The 22,377-nt window shown below is 49.8% G+C and carries 16 protein-coding genes and 1 tRNA gene; 11 read left to right on the top strand and 6 right to left on the bottom strand.

All coding sequences use genetic code 11. The features are described 5' to 3' along the window. Positions 1 to 15: 15 nt before the first annotated feature. A tRNA-Thr gene (locus tag ACAW75_RS03135) sits at positions 16 to 88 on the top strand. Between the two features lie 78 nt (positions 89 to 166). On the opposite strand, the gene ACAW75_RS03140 is transcribed toward ACAW75_RS03135, so the two are convergent. The 4 genes from ACAW75_RS03140 to ACAW75_RS03155 all read right to left on the bottom strand — a co-directional run bounded on the left by ACAW75_RS03140 (position 167) and on the right by ACAW75_RS03155 (position 6,175). Further along, on the bottom strand, positions 167 to 1,309 hold the full coding sequence (locus ACAW75_RS03140) for a cystathionine gamma-synthase (RefSeq protein WP_370727217.1): 1,143 nt from the start codon (positions 1,307 to 1,309) through the stop codon (positions 167 to 169). Between the two features lie 59 nt (positions 1,310 to 1,368). Beyond that, a complete protein-coding gene (locus tag ACAW75_RS03145; protein ID WP_370727218.1) occupies positions 1,369 to 2,745 on the bottom strand; it encodes a cystathionine beta-synthase in 1,377 nt (458 codons plus the stop codon). 64 nt (positions 2,746 to 2,809) lie between these two features. After that, complete coding sequence (locus tag ACAW75_RS03150) at positions 2,810 to 5,035, bottom strand: B12-binding domain-containing radical SAM protein (RefSeq protein ID WP_370727219.1); 2,226 nt, start codon at positions 5,033 to 5,035, stop codon at positions 2,810 to 2,812. A gap of 105 nt (positions 5,036 to 5,140) precedes the next feature. Further along, positions 5,141 to 6,175: a tetratricopeptide repeat protein gene (locus ACAW75_RS03155; protein WP_370727220.1), complete on the bottom strand. Its 1,035-nt coding sequence runs from the start codon at positions 6,173 to 6,175 to the stop codon at positions 5,141 to 5,143. A 136-nt stretch (positions 6,176 to 6,311) separates the two neighbouring features. On the opposite strand from ACAW75_RS03155, the gene ACAW75_RS03160 reads away from it, so the two are divergent. After that, positions 6,312 to 6,554 (top strand): hypothetical protein, encoded by a 243-nt coding sequence (locus tag ACAW75_RS03160; RefSeq protein ID WP_370727221.1) that lies wholly within the window; start codon positions 6,312 to 6,314, stop codon positions 6,552 to 6,554. 14 nt (positions 6,555 to 6,568) lie between these two features. On the opposite strand, the gene ACAW75_RS03165 is transcribed toward ACAW75_RS03160, so the two are convergent. Continuing rightward, positions 6,569 to 8,398: a M61 family metallopeptidase gene (locus tag ACAW75_RS03165; protein WP_370727222.1), complete on the bottom strand. Its 1,830-nt coding sequence runs from the start codon at positions 8,396 to 8,398 to the stop codon at positions 6,569 to 6,571. A gap of 204 nt (positions 8,399 to 8,602) precedes the next feature. On the opposite strand from ACAW75_RS03165, the gene ACAW75_RS03170 reads away from it, so the two are divergent. The 6 genes from ACAW75_RS03170 (at position 8,603) to trmB (ending at position 17,508) form a co-directional block, all read left to right on the top strand. Next, entirely contained in the window at positions 8,603 to 11,638 is a 3,036-nt protein-coding gene (locus tag ACAW75_RS03170; protein WP_370727223.1) for a tetratricopeptide repeat protein, read from the top strand. A 4-nt stretch (positions 11,639 to 11,642) separates the two neighbouring features. Next, the gene (locus tag ACAW75_RS03175) at positions 11,643 to 13,304 is read left to right on the top strand and encodes a TonB-dependent receptor (protein ID WP_370727224.1); all 1,662 of its coding nucleotides are present in this window, start codon (positions 11,643 to 11,645) and stop codon (positions 13,302 to 13,304) included. 15 nt (positions 13,305 to 13,319) lie between these two features. Next, positions 13,320 to 14,474 (top strand): HU domain-containing protein, encoded by a 1,155-nt coding sequence (locus tag ACAW75_RS03180; protein ID WP_370727225.1) that lies wholly within the window; start codon positions 13,320 to 13,322, stop codon positions 14,472 to 14,474. Positions 14,475 to 14,605: 131 nt separating this feature from the next. Beyond that, on the top strand, positions 14,606 to 15,544 hold the full coding sequence (locus ACAW75_RS03185; RefSeq protein WP_370727226.1) for a hypothetical protein: 939 nt from the start codon (positions 14,606 to 14,608) through the stop codon (positions 15,542 to 15,544). Positions 15,545 to 15,547: 3 nt separating this feature from the next. Then, complete coding sequence (locus ACAW75_RS03190) at positions 15,548 to 16,840, top strand: bifunctional folylpolyglutamate synthase/dihydrofolate synthase (protein ID WP_370727227.1); 1,293 nt, start codon at positions 15,548 to 15,550, stop codon at positions 16,838 to 16,840. A gap of 5 nt (positions 16,841 to 16,845) precedes the next feature. Beyond that, a complete protein-coding gene (gene trmB / locus ACAW75_RS03195) occupies positions 16,846 to 17,508 on the top strand; it encodes a tRNA (guanosine(46)-N7)-methyltransferase TrmB (RefSeq protein WP_370727228.1) in 663 nt (220 codons plus the stop codon). Between the two features lie 51 nt (positions 17,509 to 17,559). Here trmB and gap read toward each other — a convergent pair whose 3' ends face one another. Next, positions 17,560 to 18,555, bottom strand: coding sequence for a type I glyceraldehyde-3-phosphate dehydrogenase (gap, locus tag ACAW75_RS03200; RefSeq protein WP_370727229.1), 996 nt, complete (start codon positions 18,553 to 18,555; stop codon positions 17,560 to 17,562). Between the two features lie 982 nt (positions 18,556 to 19,537). On the opposite strand from gap, the gene ACAW75_RS03205 reads away from it, so the two are divergent. The 3 genes from ACAW75_RS03205 (at position 19,538) to ACAW75_RS03215 (ending at position 22,227) form a co-directional block, all read left to right on the top strand. Further along, positions 19,538 to 20,365 carry a 2,3,4,5-tetrahydropyridine-2,6-dicarboxylate N-succinyltransferase gene (locus ACAW75_RS03205; RefSeq protein WP_370727230.1) on the top strand — a complete coding sequence of 276 codons (828 nt, stop codon included), beginning with the start codon at positions 19,538 to 19,540 and terminating at the stop codon, positions 20,363 to 20,365. Between the two features lie 136 nt (positions 20,366 to 20,501). After that, the gene (locus ACAW75_RS03210; protein WP_370727610.1) at positions 20,502 to 20,978 is read left to right on the top strand and encodes a helix-turn-helix transcriptional regulator; all 477 of its coding nucleotides are present in this window, start codon (positions 20,502 to 20,504) and stop codon (positions 20,976 to 20,978) included. Between the two features lie 157 nt (positions 20,979 to 21,135). Further along, positions 21,136 to 22,227, top strand: a complete 1,092-nt coding sequence (locus ACAW75_RS03215; protein WP_370727231.1) for a YncE family protein — start codon at positions 21,136 to 21,138, stop codon at positions 22,225 to 22,227. Positions 22,228 to 22,377: the final 150 nt, after the last annotated feature.

Below are 22,377 nucleotides of genomic sequence, written 5' to 3' on the forward strand. Positions count from 1 at the left end.
ATGCGAAGCGTAAAAGCCTCCATAGCTCAGCTGGTAGAGCAACTGACTTGTAATCAGTAGGTCGTTGGTTCGATCCCGACTGGGGGCTCTTAAACAGAAAAATCCGATCAATGTATTGATCGGATTTTTCTGTTTAAGAGCCTCTATACCTTTAATACGCGCCGATTTATTGAGCCAGTGCCTGTTCCAGATCGGCGATCAGGTCATCGGCGTCTTCGATACCTACGCTGAGGCGGATGAGCGTATCTTTCAGGCCATTTTTTTCGCGTTCTTCCTTCGGAATACTAGCGTGGGTCATGCTGGCGGGGTGGGTGCACAGTGATTCAACGCCGCCAAGCGATTCACCCAGTGCGAAGAGTCGGATGCTTTCCATAACCTTGATCGCCTCGGGGTACGAATTGCCCTTTAACTCAAAAGAGAGCATACCACCGAAACCCCGCATTTGCCGGGCGGCCAGGTCATGCCCAGGATGCGTGGGTAACCCCGGATAATAAACCTGGCCAACGCGGGGATGGTGCTGTAAATACTCCGCAATTCGTTGTGCATTCTCGCAATGCCGCTGCATCCGAATGTGCAGGGTCTTTATACCCCGAAGCGCAAGGAAACAGTCTTGAGGACCAGGTACGGCACCACATGCATTCTGAATGAATTTCAGTCGTGTGGCTGTGTCGTCGTCATTACAAATTATAGCGCCCATCACCGTATCAGAATGACCACCTAAATATTTAGTCACGGAATGAACTACTATATCGGCTCCCAAATCGAGTGGATTTTGTAAGTAGGGCGAAGCAAAGGTATTATCAACGACGAGCCGGATACCAAGCGCCTGGGTACGTTGTGCAATAGCCTGAATATCAACGATACGCAATAGCGGATTGGTCGGTGTTTCTATCCATACCATCTTCGTGTTTTCGGAGAGGGCGGCTTCCAGATTGGCGGGGTCATCGAGCGAAATGAATTTGAATGTCAGGCCAAGCGGCGCAAACACCCGCACCATGATTCGGTAAGTCCCCCCGTATAGATCGCTGCTGGCAATGATCTCATCACCGGGTTGGCATAATTTAAGAACAGCATCGGTCGCCGCCAGCCCAGAGGCATAACATAGGCCATGCTGGCCGTTTTCCAACGCCGCCAGGTTGGCCTGAAGGGCATCACGGGTAGGATTCTGGGTACGTGCATACTCATAGCCTTTGTGTACGCCCGGTGATTCCTGTACATAAGTCGACGTCTGGTAGATAGGCGTCATTATTGCCCCGGTAGTGGGGTCGGGATGTACACCCGCGTGAATGGCTTTTGTTCCAAAGTTCATAGTAGAAGGAGCACCCAGTTTTCTACATGTGGTGGGCGCCAGAAAAACGGTAAGTTGATTCAGGCTGTTAATGCGGCTAGCAGGTCGGCCTGGGTGATGACATGAATGGTATCTGATTCGTCGCGGACGAGCAGGGCCCTATTTTCGCGGTCGATCAGCGAGGATAATACATCGAGTGTGTTGTCCAGGCCAACAAACTTAAACGGTTTGTCCATTACGGTCTCAACAGGCTGGTCTTTGATGGACGGATCGTCGATCAGCAATGACAGGATCACTGAATCGGTAAGGCTCCCCACAATATGCCCGCTGGTATCCGTTACCGGCATTTGGGAGATGCTTTGTTGATTCAGGAGTTTGATAGCCTGACTGACAGGAACGTTTCCGGCAATGGTGGTGAGTGAGCTATGGCCATTTCTACTTTTGACAATATCGCGGGCCGTAGCAAACTGCCGTGCTTCCAGAAAACCGTGATCTTTCATCCACGTATCATTATAGACCTTACCCAGATACCGAGTGCCATGATCGGGGAGAAGAATCACCAGCACATCGTCGTCCGTTAGATGGTCCTTCGCCCAGTCGAGCGCACCGTGCACGGCCGACCCGCACGACCAGCCTACGAACAGCCCTTCTTCGCGAGCCAGCCGCCGGGTCATGATCGCGGCATCTTTATCCGTCACTTTTACAAATTGATCGATCAGACTGAAGTCGACGTTCTTGGGCAGGATATCTTCACCAATACCTTCCGTTAAATACGGATAGATTTCACCCTCATCAAAAATGCCCGTCTCTTTATATTTCTTGAAAACAGACCCATAGGTGTCTATACCAATTGAAACGACCGTTCCGTTTTGTTCTTTCAAAAACTTACTGGTGCCACAGATCGTGCCTCCGGTGCCAACCCCAGCCGCAAAATGGGTGATCTTTCCAGCTGTATCGCGCCAGATCTCCGGCCCAGTCGTTGCATAATGTGCGGCTGTATTCGACAAATTATCGTATTGATTGGGATATAGTGAATTGGGAAGGTCGCGGCTGAGGCGTTTGGCCACCGAGTAATAGGAGCGAGGGTCTTCGGGCGTAACGTTCGTTGGACAAACAATGACCTCTGCACCAACAGCCCGGAGAATGTCTATTTTCTCCTGGGACTGTTTGTCGGCCATGGTAAAGATGCACTTATACCCCCGGCCAATAGCCGCCAGTGCCAGGCCCATTCCGGTATTGCCCGAGGTACCCTCAATGATGGTTCCGCCGGGTTTGATGAGGCCGGCTGCTTCAGCGTCGTCGATCATCTGCACTGCAATACGATCTTTTACGGAGTTACCGGGATTGAAATATTCAACCTTGGCCAGTATAGTGCCCTGTATGCCCCGAGTAACTTTATTCAGCTTGACCAGCGGTGTGTTGCCAATCGTGTCGATGATTGATTCGTAGTAGTTCATGACGAAGTATAGTTTACTACATCTATAAGACAATTAGGTGCCCCGGGGTTTTGCCGGTTAACCATTAAACCAGTAACAAGCCTGCTTCTTTCCAGTCGGCCCAGATGTCGGAGGCCATCAGTGCATCAACAGATCCCATATTGGCCTGTTCAAAATCCAGCTGAAATTGCCTGAATGTCAACGGGGAGGGTGCTTTTGTGGTTAGTTTAGGCCACATACCGATTAACCACTCACCGATTTCAGGAGGCATATCGATCACGACATCATCCTGTTGTCGTGAGATCAGTAACTCAGCTCGTTGAACAGACCGTTTTCCCTGCTTTGTTACAATGCGGTCAAGGTTGGGGGCATGCCCGGGCCAAATCAGCAGCGCATTCGCCCTTGGTCTGGGTACGTCCGGTTCAGCAATAGCGTTTGCGATATACTGGCGAGGAATCGACGTGGGTGGAATCGAAAAGGAAAACCATTTCTTCAGTGGAAAATCCAGCCCAATGCCGTGCATGTAATTAAAAAGTGATTTGCGCAGCCCGTCACTGTATACCTCATGATTGGCGCCGAGCGGATCGTCGTGATAGAGGTCGTTATCCGCAAAAGAGCCTGGTTCGGGACCAACACGCTGTACATCAAATAGCGCTGGCTGAAGACCAACTGGCGAGTGGGCGGTCATGGCGAAACGGTGCCAGAAACCTGACTGCACGACCCCCGTTTCGAAAAGCTGCCTAACCATTTCGAGTGAATCTATGGTTTCCTGGGCGGTCTGGGTTGGGAATCCATACATTAGATAGGCATGCACCATGACGCCTGCCTGCGTGAAATGATGGGCAACGCGAGCCACTTGAGTGACGGTGACCCCTTTTTGCATACGGGCCAACAATCGATCAGACGCCACTTCCAGCCCACCCGAAACAGCAATGCAACCCGATAGTTTGAGCAACTGGCATAAATCGGCCGTAAAAGCAGATTCAAAGCGAATGTTTGTCCACCAGACGATGGTCAAGCCCCGGCGGATTATTTCCAGCGCCAGGTCGCGCATTAACGCCGGTGGGGCTGCTTCGTCAACAAAATGAAAGCCATGCTGTCCGGTCTGTTGAATCAGTTCTTCAATTCGATCGCAGAGTAAGTTGGCTGTAACCGGTTCATAACGAGCAATATAATCAAGAGAGATGTCGCAAAAAGAGCACTTTCCCCAGTAGCAGCCGTGTGCCAGTGTAAGCTTATTCCAGCGGCCGTCGCTCCAGAGCCGGTGCATAGGATTCGCCACCTCGATCACCGATAGGTAGCGGTCTAACGCCAGACCGCTATAATCGGGGGTACCTACCTCGCGCTGAGGAACATCCTTTTCAGACGCGCCATTCACATATATGACCTGTTGATCGGCATTGAGCAGGAACGTACGTTTCAGTTCTTTTTGCGGACGATTGCCTCGGATATAGGCCAACAGAGAACGAAGCGGCGCTTCGCCATCGTCTAAACTCACGTAATCAACGTACCCGAACAGGCGTGGTTCGGCAAGACTTCGGAGTTCGGTGTTGGCGTAACCGCCTCCGAGCACAAGCTGTATGCCGGGATGGGTTCGCTTGATGTATTGCCCGCACAGCAGCGCACCAAAGAGATTTCCGGGAAACGGAACGGTCAAACAAACCAGATCGGGCTTGTGCTTCGTTAGTTGCTGCTCGAGCAAGTGAAGCAGCAACGTACCTACCACGGTTGGCGGCGCTTGGAGAGCGTTGTGTAGCTCATCGAACTGAGTAGCTGATCGGCCTAATCGCTCAGCATAACGGCTGAATCCAAAATGCGGGTCGATCACTTCTACCAGCAGATCACTGATATCTTCCAGATAAAGGGTAGCCAGATGACGGGCTTTATCCTGGAGTCCCATGCTGCCAAAGGCCCACTCGAGATCGTCAATGTCTGCAAATCGACTGGCCTCCGGCAGATAGCTCCGACCGGCGATGGCATGGGCAAGGGCCGGATTTTTGTGTTGAAGAAACAGGATCGTTGGCGCGATGGTACCAATGTAAATTGCGCGTAATCGGCTGATTCTGCCTGCGTTGTCTGATAAACTTACCCCCGATGCCACTGCGTTATCCACCGCATCGAAAACGCTGGCTAAGCCATTTTCAGAGAACAACGCGAGGATGGTATCCATGCCCAGATCAGCCTGCTGTACCATTACGTTCCCGTCTGCCCATTGCAGGGTGTTCAGAAACCCTTTTAAATAAGCAGTGGCTGGATAAGGGGTGTTTAACTGCGTAAACGGAGGCGTAAGCAGCAGTACGTTGGTTGTCACTGGCGGCGATGTTTATTCGATGCTCAAAGAACACCGAACGATAGACAATAACTCCTTTGCTACTGAATTAGACCGTCATGTTGCTCGGTGACGTGCTACGCATTCTTATGAACAGGTCGTTATCAAGAGGGTAGCCGCTTCCGAATCGCCCGCTAGTTTCCCCCGGCTCCAGGCTGTACAGGCTGCCGATTTGTTGCCTGCCATCTGATAGGTACGTCCTAAATAGGTATACAGTTTTTCGACTGACGGATCGAGTTGTTCGGCCTGTTTCAACGAAGCAAGCGCGGCTGCCGTTTTTCTCTGACGAAGCCAGTATAGGCCCAGATTTCGATGCGCCCAGGCATTCTGATCATTCAGGCGCAGGCTTTCCCGAATCAGGGGCAGGGCCTCTGCGTCGCGGTTCAGCATGAGCAGGAGATACCCCTTGTTATTCAGGTAAAATGGCTCATTGGCCTGTTGCGACAATGCTTTCGTGACGGAAGTCAGAGCCGGTTGGTATTTACCCTCAATAGCCAATAAAAGGGCGTTATTATTCAGTGCTTCTGCCTGATTCGGGTTAATCGTCAGGGCTTTGGCTATATCGGCTCTGGCTTCCCTGTATTGTTTTTGAGCAAATGCCAGTGCCGCCCGGTTGGTCAGCGCCTCAACATTCTTCGCATTGATCAACAAGGCTTTATCATAGGCGGCCTGTGCCATGGGTATATTGTTCAGTTGGGCGTAGGCCTCACCCAGACGGGTTTGGTAGAACGTTGAGTCCTTGTACGTCTGCTGAATGAACAGTAGGTCAGCTAATGCCAACTGGGCTTTGCCGAGCGTCAGGTACGTGTCGGCGCGATTAAAATAGGCCGTCTCGAACTTGGTATCGATCGCGATAGCCTTTGAATAATCGGCGAGAGCCGCGTCTGCCTGACCGTCCCGAAATTCGGCCAGCCCCCGATTACTAAAGGCATCGGCGAAGTCGTTTTTCTTGTTGATAGCCTCCGAATAATACCGGATCGCCTCCTTATACTCTCGCTTTTGTAGTTGAACATTGCCCCGCAAGAAAAATTGAGCCGCTTCGTCAGTCGTGGAGGACGAACAGGCAACGATGCCAAGCAGGGAGCCGATAACTAAGGCGACTAAGGGCCATTTATGAGTCATGGAACAAGTTATTGGTACAGTTTGGCGGACAAATATACCTTGAAAGGGCTGCTCATTTCGACAAACCAGCCGTGGAACAGTTCAGTACAGAGCAGTGTATACCTTGTGCAGGTTTTATTGATGACTACTTTAGCACATGCGTTATATAAAGGACATTGCTCACCCACAGCTGAAAATCAGTCTGTTTTCCTGGAACAGTAAATACATTGTAAAAATAGAGGCCGGTCCCTACGAACAGACCTACAAAGTGGCTGAGTTCGACGTAACCGGCCCTGAAGCAATCGAGCCCCTGCTAACGGACTCCTTTTTAGCCTCTGTGCTGTCTCGCTTCCGACAGATGGATGCCGACTGGACAGCCGTTATTGACAGCGACCATTAACGGCGTAACTACACTTAGTTAATGTACAACCACTTGTTATAGAGCGCTTTTTGGCTTTCTGACGCGTTAGGCAGGGCTTCAATCTTGTACGATAACAGGGGATTGGTGCCCAGCTGAACCGATAATTCTTTCGGTTGACCGCCCCGGTTGACCGACAGTTTAACTATATCGCCCGGTTTTTTACCCGCCAGCTGTTTCGAGAGCTCCTCGGTAAGGCGATTGCCATCGATAGCCTGGACAATATCACCGACATTCAGCCCGGCCTGTTCAGCCGGACTGCCCCGGCGCACCGAGGCAATCACCTGCCGGCTACTGGACAGGGCCGGTGTTACCGACGCACCAAAAAATCCGTCCGTCGAGGGAGGGCCGGTGTTCACCAGCCGCATACCAACGGGTTCAAAGTATCGGTTATAATCGATTGGGCCGGTGCCGTTGACGCCCTTTTCGAAGAAATCAGTGAGCGACGTACCAGCAACCTGTTCAGCTGCGTGGCGGAATTCGTCGTCAGTAAAGCCACGTTTCTGTTTCTTGTAATACTCAGTATACAGCAACCGGAGCAGGTCGTCCATGGAGCGCTGTCCTTTGCTGCCCGTGAGAATGGCCAGGTTCAGCAACGTACCCAGCACAGCCCCTTTTGAGTAGTAGGATACCGTACTATTCGCTGAGTTCTCGTTTGGCCGATAATATTTGATCCAGGCATCCCAGCTTGATTCGGCCGCTGACTGTACCTGATTTCCCGGCTGATTCTCAACGCCGGTAATGTCGCCTGCCACCACCTTTAAGTAGTCGTCGGGCGTGTGAAAACCAGCCCGGCGTAAGATGTAATCTTCGTAAAATGAAGTGCAACCTTCTGATAACCAGAGCATGTGGGTGTAATTCTCATTCTCGTAATCAAAAGGGCCAAGGGCAATCGGGCGAATACGTTTTACGTTCCAGAGGTGAAAATACTCGTGTGCCACCAGTGTCAGGAACCCCTTGTAGCTGCGCTCGGTGGCATAGGCACTCAGGTTGGTTTGCAGGGTGGTTGAGTTCAGGTGTTCCAGACCGCCGCCGCCCTGATTGGTGTGATGGACCAGAAAGGTGTAATCGGTGCAGGGGTGTTCTCCAACCACGGTAGCCGCCGTCTCACACACCCGCTTGTAATCAGCCGCTACTTTCTCTGCATTGTAATCAAGTGGACCGTTGCTGTACATCGCCACGGTATGCGGAATGTTCGAAGCCGTAAACGTAAACGTGGCGTGGTTGCCTATTTCAATCGGTGAATCGACCAGTATATCGTAGTTGGGAGCCTCATACGTAAAGGAGGCATTCGTCGCCTGTTTCATCCCGGTCGACACTTTTTTCCAGCCGGTGAAGGGAATTACCTGCACCGTGAGCGGCTGATTTTTCAACGCATCGGTATACAGGAAGACGCTGGCTCCGTTCAGATACCCGTGTGAGTCGTCAAGAAAACTGTTCCGAACACTAAATTCAAAGGCGTAGACCCGGTAATGAATCGTTACATCGTCGGCATTCGTGTATACGCGCCAGGTGTTCTTCCTGATTTTTTCGGCGCGTACCGATTGGCCACCGGCCCTAGCCGAAAATCCCTCGACGTTCTTGGCATATTCGCGGATCAAGTAGGAGCCGGGTGTCCAGACAGGCATTTTAAGATCGATGTACCCGTTTTTCCGGGCGTTGGTTGCTGAAGCCGCGTTCTGTAGGCGCATGTCTACCTCAAAATAGTGAGTCTGCGGCTGCGGCATGGCCAGGGTGTAACTGATTCGCGCAGTAGCTGCTTCGGCAGGATCATTGTTCAGTAGGCCAGTTTCTGATCGGAGAGCCGACAGAATAGGAGCGGGCATCGCCAACAGGCCAGTACATAGTGTTCGTTGAGTTAGCAGTAAAATCAGAACGAGCAAGCATTTTTTCATACGGAAAGACCAGTACATTCGTTGAAACAATCGTAGTATGGGTAAGTTTATGGAGCTATACCAACATGTCGTATGTCGGTTTGGTCAGCTAAACTACAACCCTTTCTCTTCATTACACAACCGTTAATCGGTTCTATGCATCCAGCTTCTCACCGCGTTTGGGTGGCCGCTTGTGTAACCATCGGATCACTAATGACTCCGTCGGTACTCCTGGCCCAACGAACCTTAACCTACACCGAACCCGATTTGCACTACCGCAATGGGGTTGAGCTTTTTGAACGAAGCAACTACGCAGCTGCCCGCTCTGAGTTTGAGCGCTATCTCAGCCAGCGGCGTCCGCTGCTCAATACGTCGGGTACACCCGCCGCCGGCTCGCCAGCCAGTGATCCGAACGCCGTGTCGGCCGCGTATTACATGGCCTTGTCGAGCCTGTATGCCGATGAGCCGGGGGCCGAAGCACTGGTTGACCGGTTTGTGCGTAACCACAGCGAGCATCCGAAAGCAGGGCAGTTATACGGGGATCTGGGGCTGTACTACGTCAGCCGTGACGATTATACCAATGCGATAACGTACCTGCAAAAAGCCGTTAACCAGTCCAATACGGCTGGAAAACAGCGTGATTACCAGTTTAATCTGGCCCTGGCCTATTACAACACACAGGATCTGGCCCGTGCGTTGCCCTTGCTGAACAACGTAAAAACGGAGCCTGACTACGTGAATGCGCCTGCGGCTTCGTATTACGCAGGTGTCATCAATTTCAGGAACGGACAGTACAACGAGGCTATCAGCGATTTCAAGCGGATTGAAACCAACCCAACCTATCAAAGCGAGGTACCTAACTGGCTGGCGCAGGCCTATTATAAACAGGGGCGGTTCGACGAATTGACCGCCTACACCGAACCCTTGTTGAAACGAAACACGGGGCCTGCCCTGGCCGAGGTGGCTTTGTTTACGGCCGAAGTCTATTACCGGCAGGGGCAGTACGCCCAGGCGATTCCTGCCTACAGGCGTTATCTGGCAGTAAAAGGTGCCTCGGCACCCGCCGCCGTGAAATATCGGTATGGGCAGTCGTTGTACAAAACCGGCAATTTTACAGATGCGATCAGCCAGCTAAAACCGGTAGCGTCGGGAAAAGATACGACCGCGCAGTATGCCGCCTATACGTTGGGGATTAGCTATTTACAGACAGACAACCCATCGTATGCCTTAACCGCGTTCGATCAGGCGGCTCGTTTGTCGTTCAACCCATCGATTCAGGAGGAGTCCCGTTTCACCCATGCCAAGTTGCAACTGGACCAGAAACGAGGGTCAGAGGCGATTACTGAACTGAACGATTTCCTGAAGAAATACCCGGATAGCCGGTTTGAGAATGAAGCCAATGAGTTGGTTGGTGAAGCTTATCTGGCCTCGAACAACTATCCGGCAGCCATTGCCTATATCGAAAAGCTGAAAAACCGGACGGCGCGTATAAATGCTACCTACCAGCGACTAACATACAACCAGGCGGTGGCCGATTACAACGCAGAGCGGTATCCGGCGGCGCTGGTCAATTTTAACAAATCGCTGACTGTATCGGGCGACGCTGACGCTAAGGCAAATGCGACGTTCTGGAAGGCAGAGGCCCTGTCGGCGCAAAAGAAGTGGGCCGAAGCCATTCCGTTGTATACCCAGGTACGTGGTGGGGAGTATGCGTTGAAAAGCCTGTACGGCCTTGGCTACGCCTACTATAACCAGAAAGACTACACAAGAGCGCTAGTTTATTTCCGGGACTACCTGAAAGGGGCCGCTGGTTCGGATGATCCAACGGTGGGCGATGCCTATATCCGTTCAGCGGACTGCCTGCTGGCGACCAAGCAGTATAACGAGGCGATGCGGGCCTACGATCAGGCTATTGCAACGGGACGGGCTGATGCTGACTACGCTACTTATCAGAAAGGCATAATTCTCACGTATGTTGGCCGGGATGCCGAAGCCAAGACGTTATTCGATCAGGTGCAACGGAATCCATCGTCTCGCTATGCCGACGATGCGCTGATGCAGACGGCCAATGTCGATTTTGAAAAAGGCAGTTTTGCGGCGGCGGTTTCGGGCTATTCCAAACTGATTACCACGCGGCCTACTAGTTACCTGCTGCCATCTGCGCTGTTGAAACGGGCTGTTGCCTACGCTAACCAGCAGCAGTATGACCCGGCTGTTGCCGATTACAAGCGCATTCTGGATGAGTATGGGAACACGCCACAGGCGCAAAGTGCTCTGCTTGGGCTTCAGAACACCCTTGATGATGCAAACCGGACGGATGAATTTTCGGATGTGCTCAGCAAATACAAGAAAGGGAATCCGGGGTCGACGGATGTTGAGAAGGCCGAATTCGAGAACGCCAAGTCATTGTATTTCGCCGAGAAGTATCCGCAGGCACTGGCCGCTTTCAAGGCGTTCTCGCAGGAGTACCCCAACAGCCCCAACCGGAACGAAGCCAGGTATTACGGGGCGGACGTGTATGCGAAAACAGGCGATGTGCCGGCGGCTCTGCGGCTATACGGGCAGTTGATTCAGGAAGGAAAATCGACCTTTGCCGTCAAAGCAGCCAGTCGCGCGGCTGAGCTGGAGCGCCGTCAGAAAAACTATCCCGGCGCCATCAAAAATTACCAGTATGTGCTGTCGCGTTCTAATGAACGCACCGACCAGATTACGGCACAGTTGGGCCTGATGGATACCTATTATAACTACAAGGTCGATTCGGCGGCTGTACTGGCCCGTCAGATCGTTTCGGCAGGAAACATCGTGCCGGGCGCACAAAACAGAGCCCAACTAATGCTCGGAAAAGTGGCCTTGTCGAAGGCCGATTATAAAACGGCGGTGACTGATTTTGAAAAAACAATTTCGCTGGCGAAAGACGTGAGTGGGGCAGAGGCTAACTACCTGATTGGTGAAGCCCTTTACAAGCAGAAGAAGTATAAAGAGTCGGTGGCCACGTTGCTCCGGTTCAATGAGCAGTTCGATGGCTTTGAGTACTGGAAAGGCAAGGCATTTTTGTTAGTGGCTGATAATAACGTAGCCACTGGTGAAATTGCTCAGGCTAAAGGGACGTTGATGTCTATCATTGAGAATGCGACTGAAGCGGAGATTGTTGCCGAAGCCAAAACTAAATTAGCCGCCATCGAGACGAAATAGCCCTATGTCACGTACCTACCAATCGCTGTTTCTGAGTATGCTGGCCCTATCGGTGGCGCATGCACAACAGCCCGGAAAAATTGATAACCAGGAAATAACGGTTGAAAAAAATCGCCGTATTGACCTGCCACCCGCCGACCGGATTCAGAACAAGATCCCGTCACCCAAAGCCAATACGGACACTAAAAAACTGACCTACGAATTTCAGGACCGTAAACTGACGATCGGCGATCCCCGGATTCAGCCAACTGTGCTACCCCTGAATGCGACAAAAGCAGAGGTACCCCCTGCTTTTTCGAACTATCTCAAACTGGGCGCCGGCAACTATAATACGTTTTATGGCGAAGGGTTTTATAAAACGGCTACACAGAGTGGCTTGGGTGTCGAGGCATCGCTTCGGCACCTGGGGTCTGGCATTGGGCCGGTAGATGGGGCGAACTCCGCTCAGCGCGAGACCAGGATCGATGTAAAGGGAACCTACAACACCGATCTGTTTAAGTTGTCGGGCGGCCTGGGCTACGACCAGGAACGGTACTACTTCTATGGGTATCGACCGCAATTTCTGGATGGTAACCGGGTGGTGCCTGACCGGGACTCTTTACGTCAGCAGCTGAGTACCTTCCGGGTTAATCTGGGCATTGAAAATAACGGCAAAGACCAGACGCTGGACTACACCCTCAAAACGAGCCTGACTACGGTAAAAGATGCGTACCGGGCGTCTGAAACAGATTGGGCAACCACGCTGCAAACATCGCTGGCGATCACCGATAAAGTGATTGCACTCGTCAATGCCGATGCCTATGTTACCCAGCGTAGCGATCAGGACGTCGATAACCGGAATTTGTTCCGGCTCCGTCCTGCCTTTCGTTATTCGTCGCCCGCACTGACTGTTACGGTTGCGCTGAATGCCGTGAATGAAACAGACAAGCGGTTAGGAATCAACAACACGCTGGCTTTCCCGGTAGCCAACGTCGACGTGGTGCCGAGCGGCAATATTCACTTCTTCGCAGGGATCGACGGTGACATTGTCAGAAATACCCTGCGAAGCCTGTTAAGTGAAAACCGCTGGCTAGCGCCCAATGTCGTTCTGGCCAATACGATCAAGTCATATGACCTGTATGGTGGATCGAAAGGGCAGTTGGGGAATGGCTTTACCTACGAAGGGAAAGTGTCATATGCACGGTACCGAAATTTTTACGGAATCAATAACGCCTGGCCCGACACGTCGAAATTCGCCGTTCTCTACGATGGCGGTATCGCGCATGTGCTGACTATCTCGGGACAGGTCGGTTATTCGCTCAACGAACGCTTTACATCAACGCTGAAAGCCGATGTGTTCCGCTACGACCTTGACCGGCTGGAAGATGCCTGGGGGCGGCCACGTGCCACCGTGCAATGGCTCAACAGTTATACGCTCAACAAAAAGTTATTTGTTACGTCCGACCTCTACGTAAACACCGGTATACGGAACAAAAACTTTATGACCAACGAGACGATAGCGCTCCCGGCTATCTATGACCTGAACCTGAAGATCGATTATTTCCTTGGTAAACAGGTGTCTGCCTTTGTGTCGCTGAATAATATCTTTGGGCAAACCTACCAGCGGTATTTGTATTATCGGGTGCAGGGCCTTAACTTTCTCGGAGGAATTTCGTACTCCTTCTAATCTTATCCTTTAGCTATGCAACCCATCGGCGATTACCTGAAGAAACTGCTCTATCAATACGACTGTATTGTCGTTCCGACGCTGGGTGCGTTTCTGACGCATGCGGTTTCGGCTTCCTTTAGTGAAGTGACCGGTCAGTTTCTGCCGCCACGCCGTAAAGTTGCCTTCAACGAAGCGCTGATGCTCGACGACGGCATTCTGCTGAATTACGTCATGCTGCATGAAGGCATTTCGCGGGAAGAAGCGTTAAAAGGGATTAACTTATTTGTGGGTACGTTGAAACAACAGGCCCGCCAGATGGGTAGCTTCTCGATAGAGGGGTTAGGGTTGTTCTCGTACAATCAGGAGAACAGTCTTCAGTTCGAGCCGGAGCTGCGGCATAATTTTCTTGGCAATGCGTACGGCATGCAGCCAGTGATGCTCCCAGGGAAAATCATACACCTGGCTCAGCCCGTGCCGGTTATCAACCAACTGCAACCATCGGTAATGGATGGTCGGCAGCTGCCAGTTGTAGCTCAAGCTGCGTCTACCGATCTGGCTATCGTCTCTGATGCGGAGGAAGGAGTGGTAATGGCCATGCCAATGCGTCGATCTGGTTTTGTCTGGCGTTGGGCTGCGGCTGCCTTGCTGGTCGGTTCGCTGGGCTTTATCAGCTATTTCTCTGTGATCCGACCCGGTGATCCGCTGCAAAGCAGCCTGAACCCCGCTTCCTTGTTCCGGGTGCCTACTTTCAGCAGCAACGAGTCAGCATCGAAAGTGCCCGCCACCGGAGCACCGATAAACGAGCCAGCCGTTACGGCCCCACCAGCCGTAGAGGTTGTAAGGCCTGCTGCTGACTCGAAACCTGCGGAATCAGTAGCTACAGGTAGAGCGTCGGTTCGGCTATCTGTAGTAGAGCCGGCTAACGTACCTGCCTCCACCGTTACCTATGTACAGCCCCAGGCGAAAACCAATTTCACGGTTATTGCAGGTAGTTTTGCCAGTCGGATCAATGCGGTTCGGTTTAAGAAGCGATTGGTGAAAGCCGGTTATTCAGATGCCTACATTCTTCAGGGGAAGGGGTTGATTAAAGTGGCGGCTATCGGGACTCAATCGTTAGCTGAGGCAGAGGCGGGAATCGATTCCCTCAATTCCCTGACCGGTATCGCTCCCTGGATCATGCGTAACTAAGAATACAGCTCATTTTATGTAGAAAGGCGACCAATTGGCCGCCTTTTTTTATGTTTGTCGGCATTAGGGACAACGAAAGACGATTTTCACTCGTTAGGGTATAAATCGGTCTAATTAACCGATACTTAACTATGCGGATTGCTTACGAAAATGAAACTGAAGCCCGTACCGTTGCTTTTGCATCGGCTACAGTAACTATGGTGGGTATCCTGATCATTTTGTTTTTGGTTACCCTTTCCAGTTCAACGCCCAACCCTCCGCCAGTAGAATACGTTGAGGTGAATTTCGGTACATCTGCTATTGGTAGTGGCTCTGTGCAAACGTATAATAAGCCTAACCCGTCGTTACGGGCCGAGAACGTCAAGAAATCGGACGATAGACCCAATCCGAAGGTGACCACAACACCTCGGGTGGAACGCACACCCGTAGCGCCAACTACACGTTCGGAAGAAACAAAAACCAATAAAGCCCCGGCCGAAAAACCGATTATTGCCAGTCGTGCTGAAAGCCCGGTTAGTGTGCCTGACCGGCCTGAGACCAAACGGCCGGAAGCCACCTCCCCTAAAAGTACGCCGGCTCCACCAAGAGCTGAACCCGTGAAAAAAGTGGAGACCGTCGACCCGAGCGCCTTATACAAGCGCTCGTCTGGCGGTGCTGGCTCTAACGGAACCAATGGCCGCGCGGCCGGGACAGGCGGCAACAATAATGGGGATGATAAGTCTGGCGTGGGTGACAAAGGAAATCCGGATGGAAATATCAATGCCAAAGAATTTTATGGGAAGCCAGGCGGCAGTAAAAGTGGGGTGGCCCTGAATGTATCTGGCTGGTCTTTTGGCAATAACAAGCTGGATAAGGATGACTCGGACGAAGGCGGCAAAATCATTTACCAGATTCGCGTAGATAGTGATGGGAATATTGTTTCGGCCCGCCCGATGCAGCAGACCGTGAGCCCTTCGGTTGAAAGTTTTTATCGGCGTCAGGTAATGCGGTTTAAATTGCGTCCTAAAGGGTCTGTCACCCCCTCTGAACTGGCCGTTGGTACCTTAACAATCGCCATTAGTGCTAATTAACGTATGACTTATAACGAGGCTATCTCGTATCTATATGATCGCCTGCCCGTATTCCACCGGGTGGGCGTTTCTGCTTATAAACCTGGCCTGGCCAATGTGCTGGCGCTGTGTGAAGCGATGGGAAACCCCCAGCATCAATTTCGTAGTATTCATGTGGCTGGCACCAATGGAAAGGGGAGTACCTCACACCTTCTGGCCAGCATCTATCAATCGGGCGGATACCGGGTCGGGCTGTATACCTCACCGCATCTAAAAGCATTCACCGAACGCATTCGTTTAGGAGGCGTGCCGATCCCCGAAGCCGATGTAGCCGACTTTGTGACCAGATACCGTTCATTGATTGACGCTATGCAGCCGTCTTTTTTTGAAGTGACGGTTGCCATGGCGTTTGAATTTTTTGCCCGTCAACAGGTGGATATCGCCATTGTGGAAGTAGGCCTGGGAGGGAGGCTCGACTCCACCAATATCATTACGCCTCTGGTGAGTGTGATCACCAATATCGGCTGGGATCATGTGGAGGTACTGGGTGACACGTTACCTAAAATTGCCGCTGAGAAGGCTGGTATTATTAAACCGAACGTACCTGTCGTAATTGGAGAAACGCAGCCCGAAACGGAAGCGACCTTTTCCTCCGTAGCCGCCCTCAATGCCTCTGTTCTTGTTTTTGCTGATCAACGGTGGGAAGTGACCGATTTGGGCCTAACTAACGGTGTTAGGAAAGCTGCTTGTAAGAAGTATGCCGTTGATGATGAGCCAGTTACTATTCATCTCTCCTTGCTGGGTCTGTATCAGTTAGCCAACCTTAAAACGGTACTGACTACAGTTGAAATGGTTCAGGATTACCTGCCAGTATCCAAAGACGCGATTGACAAAGGGTGTCAGCTGGTTACGAGCCAGACGGGGTTGAAAGGACGCTTTCAGTGGCTTCAACAGCACCCACTTGTCATTGCCGACACAGCTCACAATAAGCCTGGCGTTGACGCTCTATTGGCCAGTATGGCGACCCTTTCATATACTCGTCTTCGGTTCGTTGTAGGGTTCGTTAAGGATAAGGATGTGTTTGCTGTGCTGTCTTTGTTGCCAACTGACGCTATCTATTATTTTTGCCAGGCAGATTCTCCCAGAGCATTGCCCGTTGATGAGTTAGTGCGTCTGGCGGCAGATGCTGGTTTATCGGGAGCAGGGTTTCCTGATGTCAATGTTGCTTTATCGGCGGCCTTACAGGCGGCTGGTCCTGACGATTGTATTCTTATTACGGGCAGTACCTATGTGGTTGCCGAACTTTATAGCTTGTAGGTAGTATGGCACGACGCCGAAAGATGTACCGGTTTGAACAAAACCGGGAAGCGAATAACGTGATTGAGCGTGGTAAACCAGTTTATTCAACCATCAAAGGGCGCTGGCTCAGTGATTATTTCGCCAATACGAATCCCATTGTGTTAGAACTTGGCTGTGGGAAGGGAGAGTATACGGTAGGTCTGGCTCAGGCGTATCCTGACCGAAATTTTATTGGCATCGACATAAAAGGAGATCGTATAGCCAGAGGTTCGCAAACCGCCATTGAAAGGGGCTTGACCAATGTGGCCTTTCTACGAACCGATATTCAGTATTTGCGCGAATTCTTTGACGACAGCGAGGTCGATGAAATTTGGATAACGTTCCCTGACCCACAACCTCGTGACAAGCAGGAGAAGCACCGACTGACCTACTCGTCATTTTTAGCGTTGTACAGTGCTATACTTAAGCCCGATGGGCTACTTCATCTTAAGACCGATCATCGTCCATTCTTTGAGTATAGTCTTGCATCCTTGCCAAAAAATGAGTTCGCGGTGCTTGCATCGACTACTGATTTATATCAGTCAGAATTGAATGACATTCATTTAGGGATAAAGACAAAATATGAAGGAATGTTCTACGAGAAGGGATTTTCGATCAACTATCTACAAAGCCAAAAGCGTGGCTAAAGGGAATCATGCCCTTCAACCACGCTTTTGATCAACGTTATTTTGGAATGATTAGTTGAATAACCGTTCCATTAGATCGGCAACCCGGCTAGAATAGCCATACTCATTGTCGTACCATCCGACGACTTTAGCGAAGTTACCCATAGAGGTAGTCAGCTTTGAATCGAAGATACAAGAGTGTGGATTGCCGATGATGTCAATAGATACTAATTCATCAGTAGCAAATTCCAGAATGCCTTTCATGGTCGTTTCGGAAGCTTGTTTCATCACGGCATTGATTTCTTCAGCCGTAGCTTCACGCTTAAGAATAACGGACAAATCGGTAATTGAGCCATCCGGTGTTGGCACACGCATTGCGTTCCCATCGAGTTTCCCTTTCAAGTGAGGTAGTACTAAACCAACGGCTTTAGCAGCACCGGTAGAGGTAGGGACAATGGACAGGGCTGCTGCACGGGCACGACGAAGATCAGAGTGAGGTGCGTCTTGCAAGTTCTGATCCGCAGTGTAGGCGTGAATAGTTGTCATAAAGCCTTTCTCGATACCAAAATTATCATCGAGAACTTTCGCCATAGGCGCTAGACAGTTGGTGGTACAGGAAGCGTTTGAAATTATAGTCTCGCTGCCTGTTAGGGTATTATCATTAACACCTAACACAACTGTTGGGATGTTTCCTTTTGCAGGCGCTGAAATGACGACCTTCTTAGCACCTGCTGTAAGGTGTTGTCCAGCTCCAGCTTCGTCGACAAACCGTCCTGTCGATTCTAATACTACATCGACTCCCAAATCTTTCCAGGGTAATAATTTAGGATCGCGCTCAGCATACGCGTTGATGCGCTTGCCATTGACTGTTATGCTGGTGGAGTCAGCACTTACCTGACCTGAGAATCGACCATGAACGGAGTCATATTTCAAGAGATGTGCCAGAGTGGCATTGTCAGTGAGGTCGTTTATTGCAACAATCTCTACGTTTTCCTTTTCCAATAATCTACGGAAGGATAGACGGCCGATGCGTCCGAATCCGTTGATCGCTACTTTAATGGTTGCCATTCGTTATGCAAACAGGTTTGGTTAACAGGTCAAATATAGGGGAGGTATATGACATGAACAGACATTTAGTAAAAAGACTTGGCATTAGCAAGCAGATTAGTAAATGGGAAAAGGAGTTTTAGTAATTAAGTAAAATTGCTAAACATTGCACTAATTTTATGTTATTTTACCAAAAAAAATTGTCAAAATAATTGATTTTTAGTCAACACATTAGTAAATAACGCATTTTACTAATGTGCCTTGCTAATAATACTAATATATTAGCGTTGTTTTACTAATAGGAATTACTAACAAACCTTCTCTTTGAAAGTTTACAGGTTGGAAAAAGGAGAGAGAGGGAGAAAGAGTACGTCGTATTTTTAAATTTGCCATTCACTCCCGTTCATTCTATAAAAGAATCATCGCCCTCTGGTTCAGAATCTACGTAAACATAAATATTGGCACACACACCAACCAATTAATAAATACCTTAAAAGCATAACAACAAACGCTTCTAAAAACCTCTATCGATTTCAAAAACCCAGACCAGACAAGCCTTTGTCCATCCTATTGTTTGTACGCATTAAAACTATTTTGTAGAAATACGCTCAACGTTGATCTGTCTATACTCGACATTGTAAAGCCAGCTACTGACAGATCAAACTCATCTATAAATACACTCTTCATTTTACCAGTATCACCTAGCCCTATAAAAAGATAGCAACCAAAATACACAGTTAGTTTAATGAGCTACCTGGCGATGTCTACTTGTTTAAAAGTAGACATCGCCAGGTAGACAGTAGCTAGTGACTCCAACCGTATCATTCGTTTGAATGCTGTTATATTTACACGATAATCATCTGATCTGGAATAGATTTGACTTTAACGACTGAGTGCTCAATTTTTATGACAAAATAAAATTTGCTCTCTAAAAATTCATCTAAGTTAGATTAGCTGTTTATCAAGTATTTATAACCATGTTAATAAAGTTTTACTTTCTATTATGAGTCACCAAATAACCCAAGTACTAGCCGCCTGGGCCGATCGTTCTCTGCTCACCAATCCAATTTATAAAGCCACAGTTGATGAAGTGGTACAGGATTTGAACGATGGGCGAATCCGTGTTGCTCAGCCCGTTAATAACGAAGCAGGAGGGGAGTGGCAGGTAAACGAATGGGTCAAGAAAGCCATTCTTCTTTACTTCATCAGCCAATCGATGCAACCTGAAGAGGTGGGAATTTTCTCGTTCAATGATAAGATCCCACTTAAGTCTGGCTTCTCACAAGCAGGTGTTCGGGTAGTGCCGCCTGCTACAGTTCGCCACGGAGCCTATCTGGCACCGGGTGCAATCCTAATGCCTTCTTACGTAAATATTGGTGCGTACGTTGGCGAACGCACGATGGTTGATACATGGGCCACGGTTGGTAGCTGTGCACAGATAGGAAGCGATGTTCACCTTAGTGGTGGCGTTGGAATAGGAGGGGTCCTGGAGCCACCTCAAGCAGCACCCGTTATCATCGAGGATGGAGCCTTCATTGGTTCTCGCTGCATTGTCGTTGAAGGAGCGCGAATTGGCAGCAGAGCAGTGCTTGGAGCGGGCGTCACCATTACAGGCTCCTCGAAGGTAATCGATGTTACAGGGGAAGAGCCAATCGAACACAGAGGGTTTGTACCAGCCAATTCAGTAGTCATTCCAGGTAGCTACACTAAAAAATTTCCAGCTGGATCGTATCAGGTTCCCTGTGCACTAATTATTGGACAGCGTAAAGCCTCCACCGATTTAAAGACATCACTAAATGAGGCCTTGCGAGATAACAACATAGCCGTTTAACATTTTCAATTCCCGAATACCCCAGGGCGGCGATTTACATCTGTAATCAGCCGCCTTCTTTATTTATACACCATTAACAATTGTAATTGACTGTCGTTTGTTTACATTTGTCAAATCACTAGCTATCAATATACAAATGTCAATAAATGACAAAATTAAACAGGTGTTGACAATCAAAAACCTGTCTCCTTCCTATTTAGCCGATGATATTGGTGTTCAACGGTCTAGCATATCACACATCCTATCTGGCAGAAATCGGCCCAGCCTAGATATCATTCAGAAAATAGTGCGCCGTTTTCCTGAGTTTTCCTACGAATGGTTTTTAGAGGAAGACTCCTCATTTCCTCCTTCGGGCTTGCTGTCTAGTAACAACGCAGCAGCTAATTGGCCCGCTACTCATTCAGCTCAGTTAGCCGATCCTGCTGGGGTTCCCTCTACTAATACGCTGAGACAACAGCCCCACCGTGCTAATGCTGTTGCTCAAAATGAGAAAAATGGAACGAATATTCCAAAAAATAATCCTGCCCTAAAACCGGCGATTGATCGTATCTTGATTTTTTACTCAGATGGTACGTTTCGTGAGTATCTGCCCGCAGCTGTAGGCAACTTATAACTTTTCTCCCTCAACCTCCGGGCTACACGGATTAGATCAATTAGCGTACATGTACTATATTATATCGCTATTACCTGGCGTAATGCTTTCCACTCTTAACCAGCCGTAGTAGCTTACGCGTCTGTCATTGGGTGTTTATCAACTCGGTCCATATTACATGTTTCAGCCTCGTACCCCTCGCTTGCTACTTTCACTTGGTCTTTTGACTGCTCTGTCTACTGCTTGTACAATTACTGAACCACTGCGCACTGAACCCTATGAGCAGGGCGTTGTTGTTCTCGAGACAGGACAATCTGGTAAGAGTAATTCGTCAGTCAGTTTTATTACACCCGACCGGCGGGCGATACCGACTATTTTTTCAACCGTGAACGATCGAAACCTGGGCGATTATCTGCGCTCTTACACTGAAATTGACGGGAAAGGCTATTTAGTCGTTACCAATAGCGATAAGGTTGAGGTTGTAGAAAACAGCACCTTCCGAAGTATCGTCATTATTGATAAAAACGTTGAACGATGTCGATATATGGTAGCGGCTCCACCTCAGGATGGCTATTTCCTGAAAGGGTACGTCAGCTACTGGGGTGGGAAGACAATGGCACCCGGCATAGCTATCGTTAGCCTGACCGATCGCAAGGTTATTAATCACATCACAGTAGGAGCAGGCCCCGAACAGATGGCTGTTGTCGGAGACCAACTTTTTGTAGCTAATTCAGGGGGGGCCGACATCGGCAATACCGTATCGGTGATCAACACGACCACCGACCAGGTTGTTACCTCAATTCCGGTGGGGGACGTACCCACATCCATTCAGTATAATCCAGAGAAAGGTATTCTTTATGTCCTGTGTAGCGGTAAGCCAGCACGGCTTAATGCAAACGGAACAACTACGGCTGAACTAGTCCAGATCAACCCCGTCACCCGGCAAGTCATCAGCCGACTTATCATTGGTGGTCGGCCAATAGCAGGAAATCCATCAAACCTGCTCTATAGCCCGACGAATCAATCCTTTTATTTTCTCCTCAAGGGGGCCGTCTATTCATTTCCTGCTACGGCGTCCAGTATCTCTATTGATAAACCATTTATCAATCAGTCTTTTACTGGCTTCGGTGTTGATCCAGCCGGTATTCTTTACGGCGGCATCGCCCGTGACTCAACGACGACCGGCTTCGTTAAGCGATTTCACTCGTCAGGTAGCCGAATCGATTCTGTTGCCGTCGGATACGTACCTAGCGGTTTTTACTTCAAGTGATGGGTACGTATCCGACGGACGGCCTCCACGGATAGTTTACCATTCAACTCCCCTAAAAAAGGCGTCCTACAGTGTGTAGGACGCCTTTTTTAGGTAACTCACTCTCTAGTAACACATTAACGTTTCACGTGGATACGTTGTGGATAGAGC

The sequence above is a fragment of the Fibrella arboris genome (genome assembly GCF_041321095.1).
Taxonomy (GTDB): Bacteria; Bacteroidota; Bacteroidia; order Cytophagales; family Spirosomataceae; genus Fibrella; species Fibrella arboris.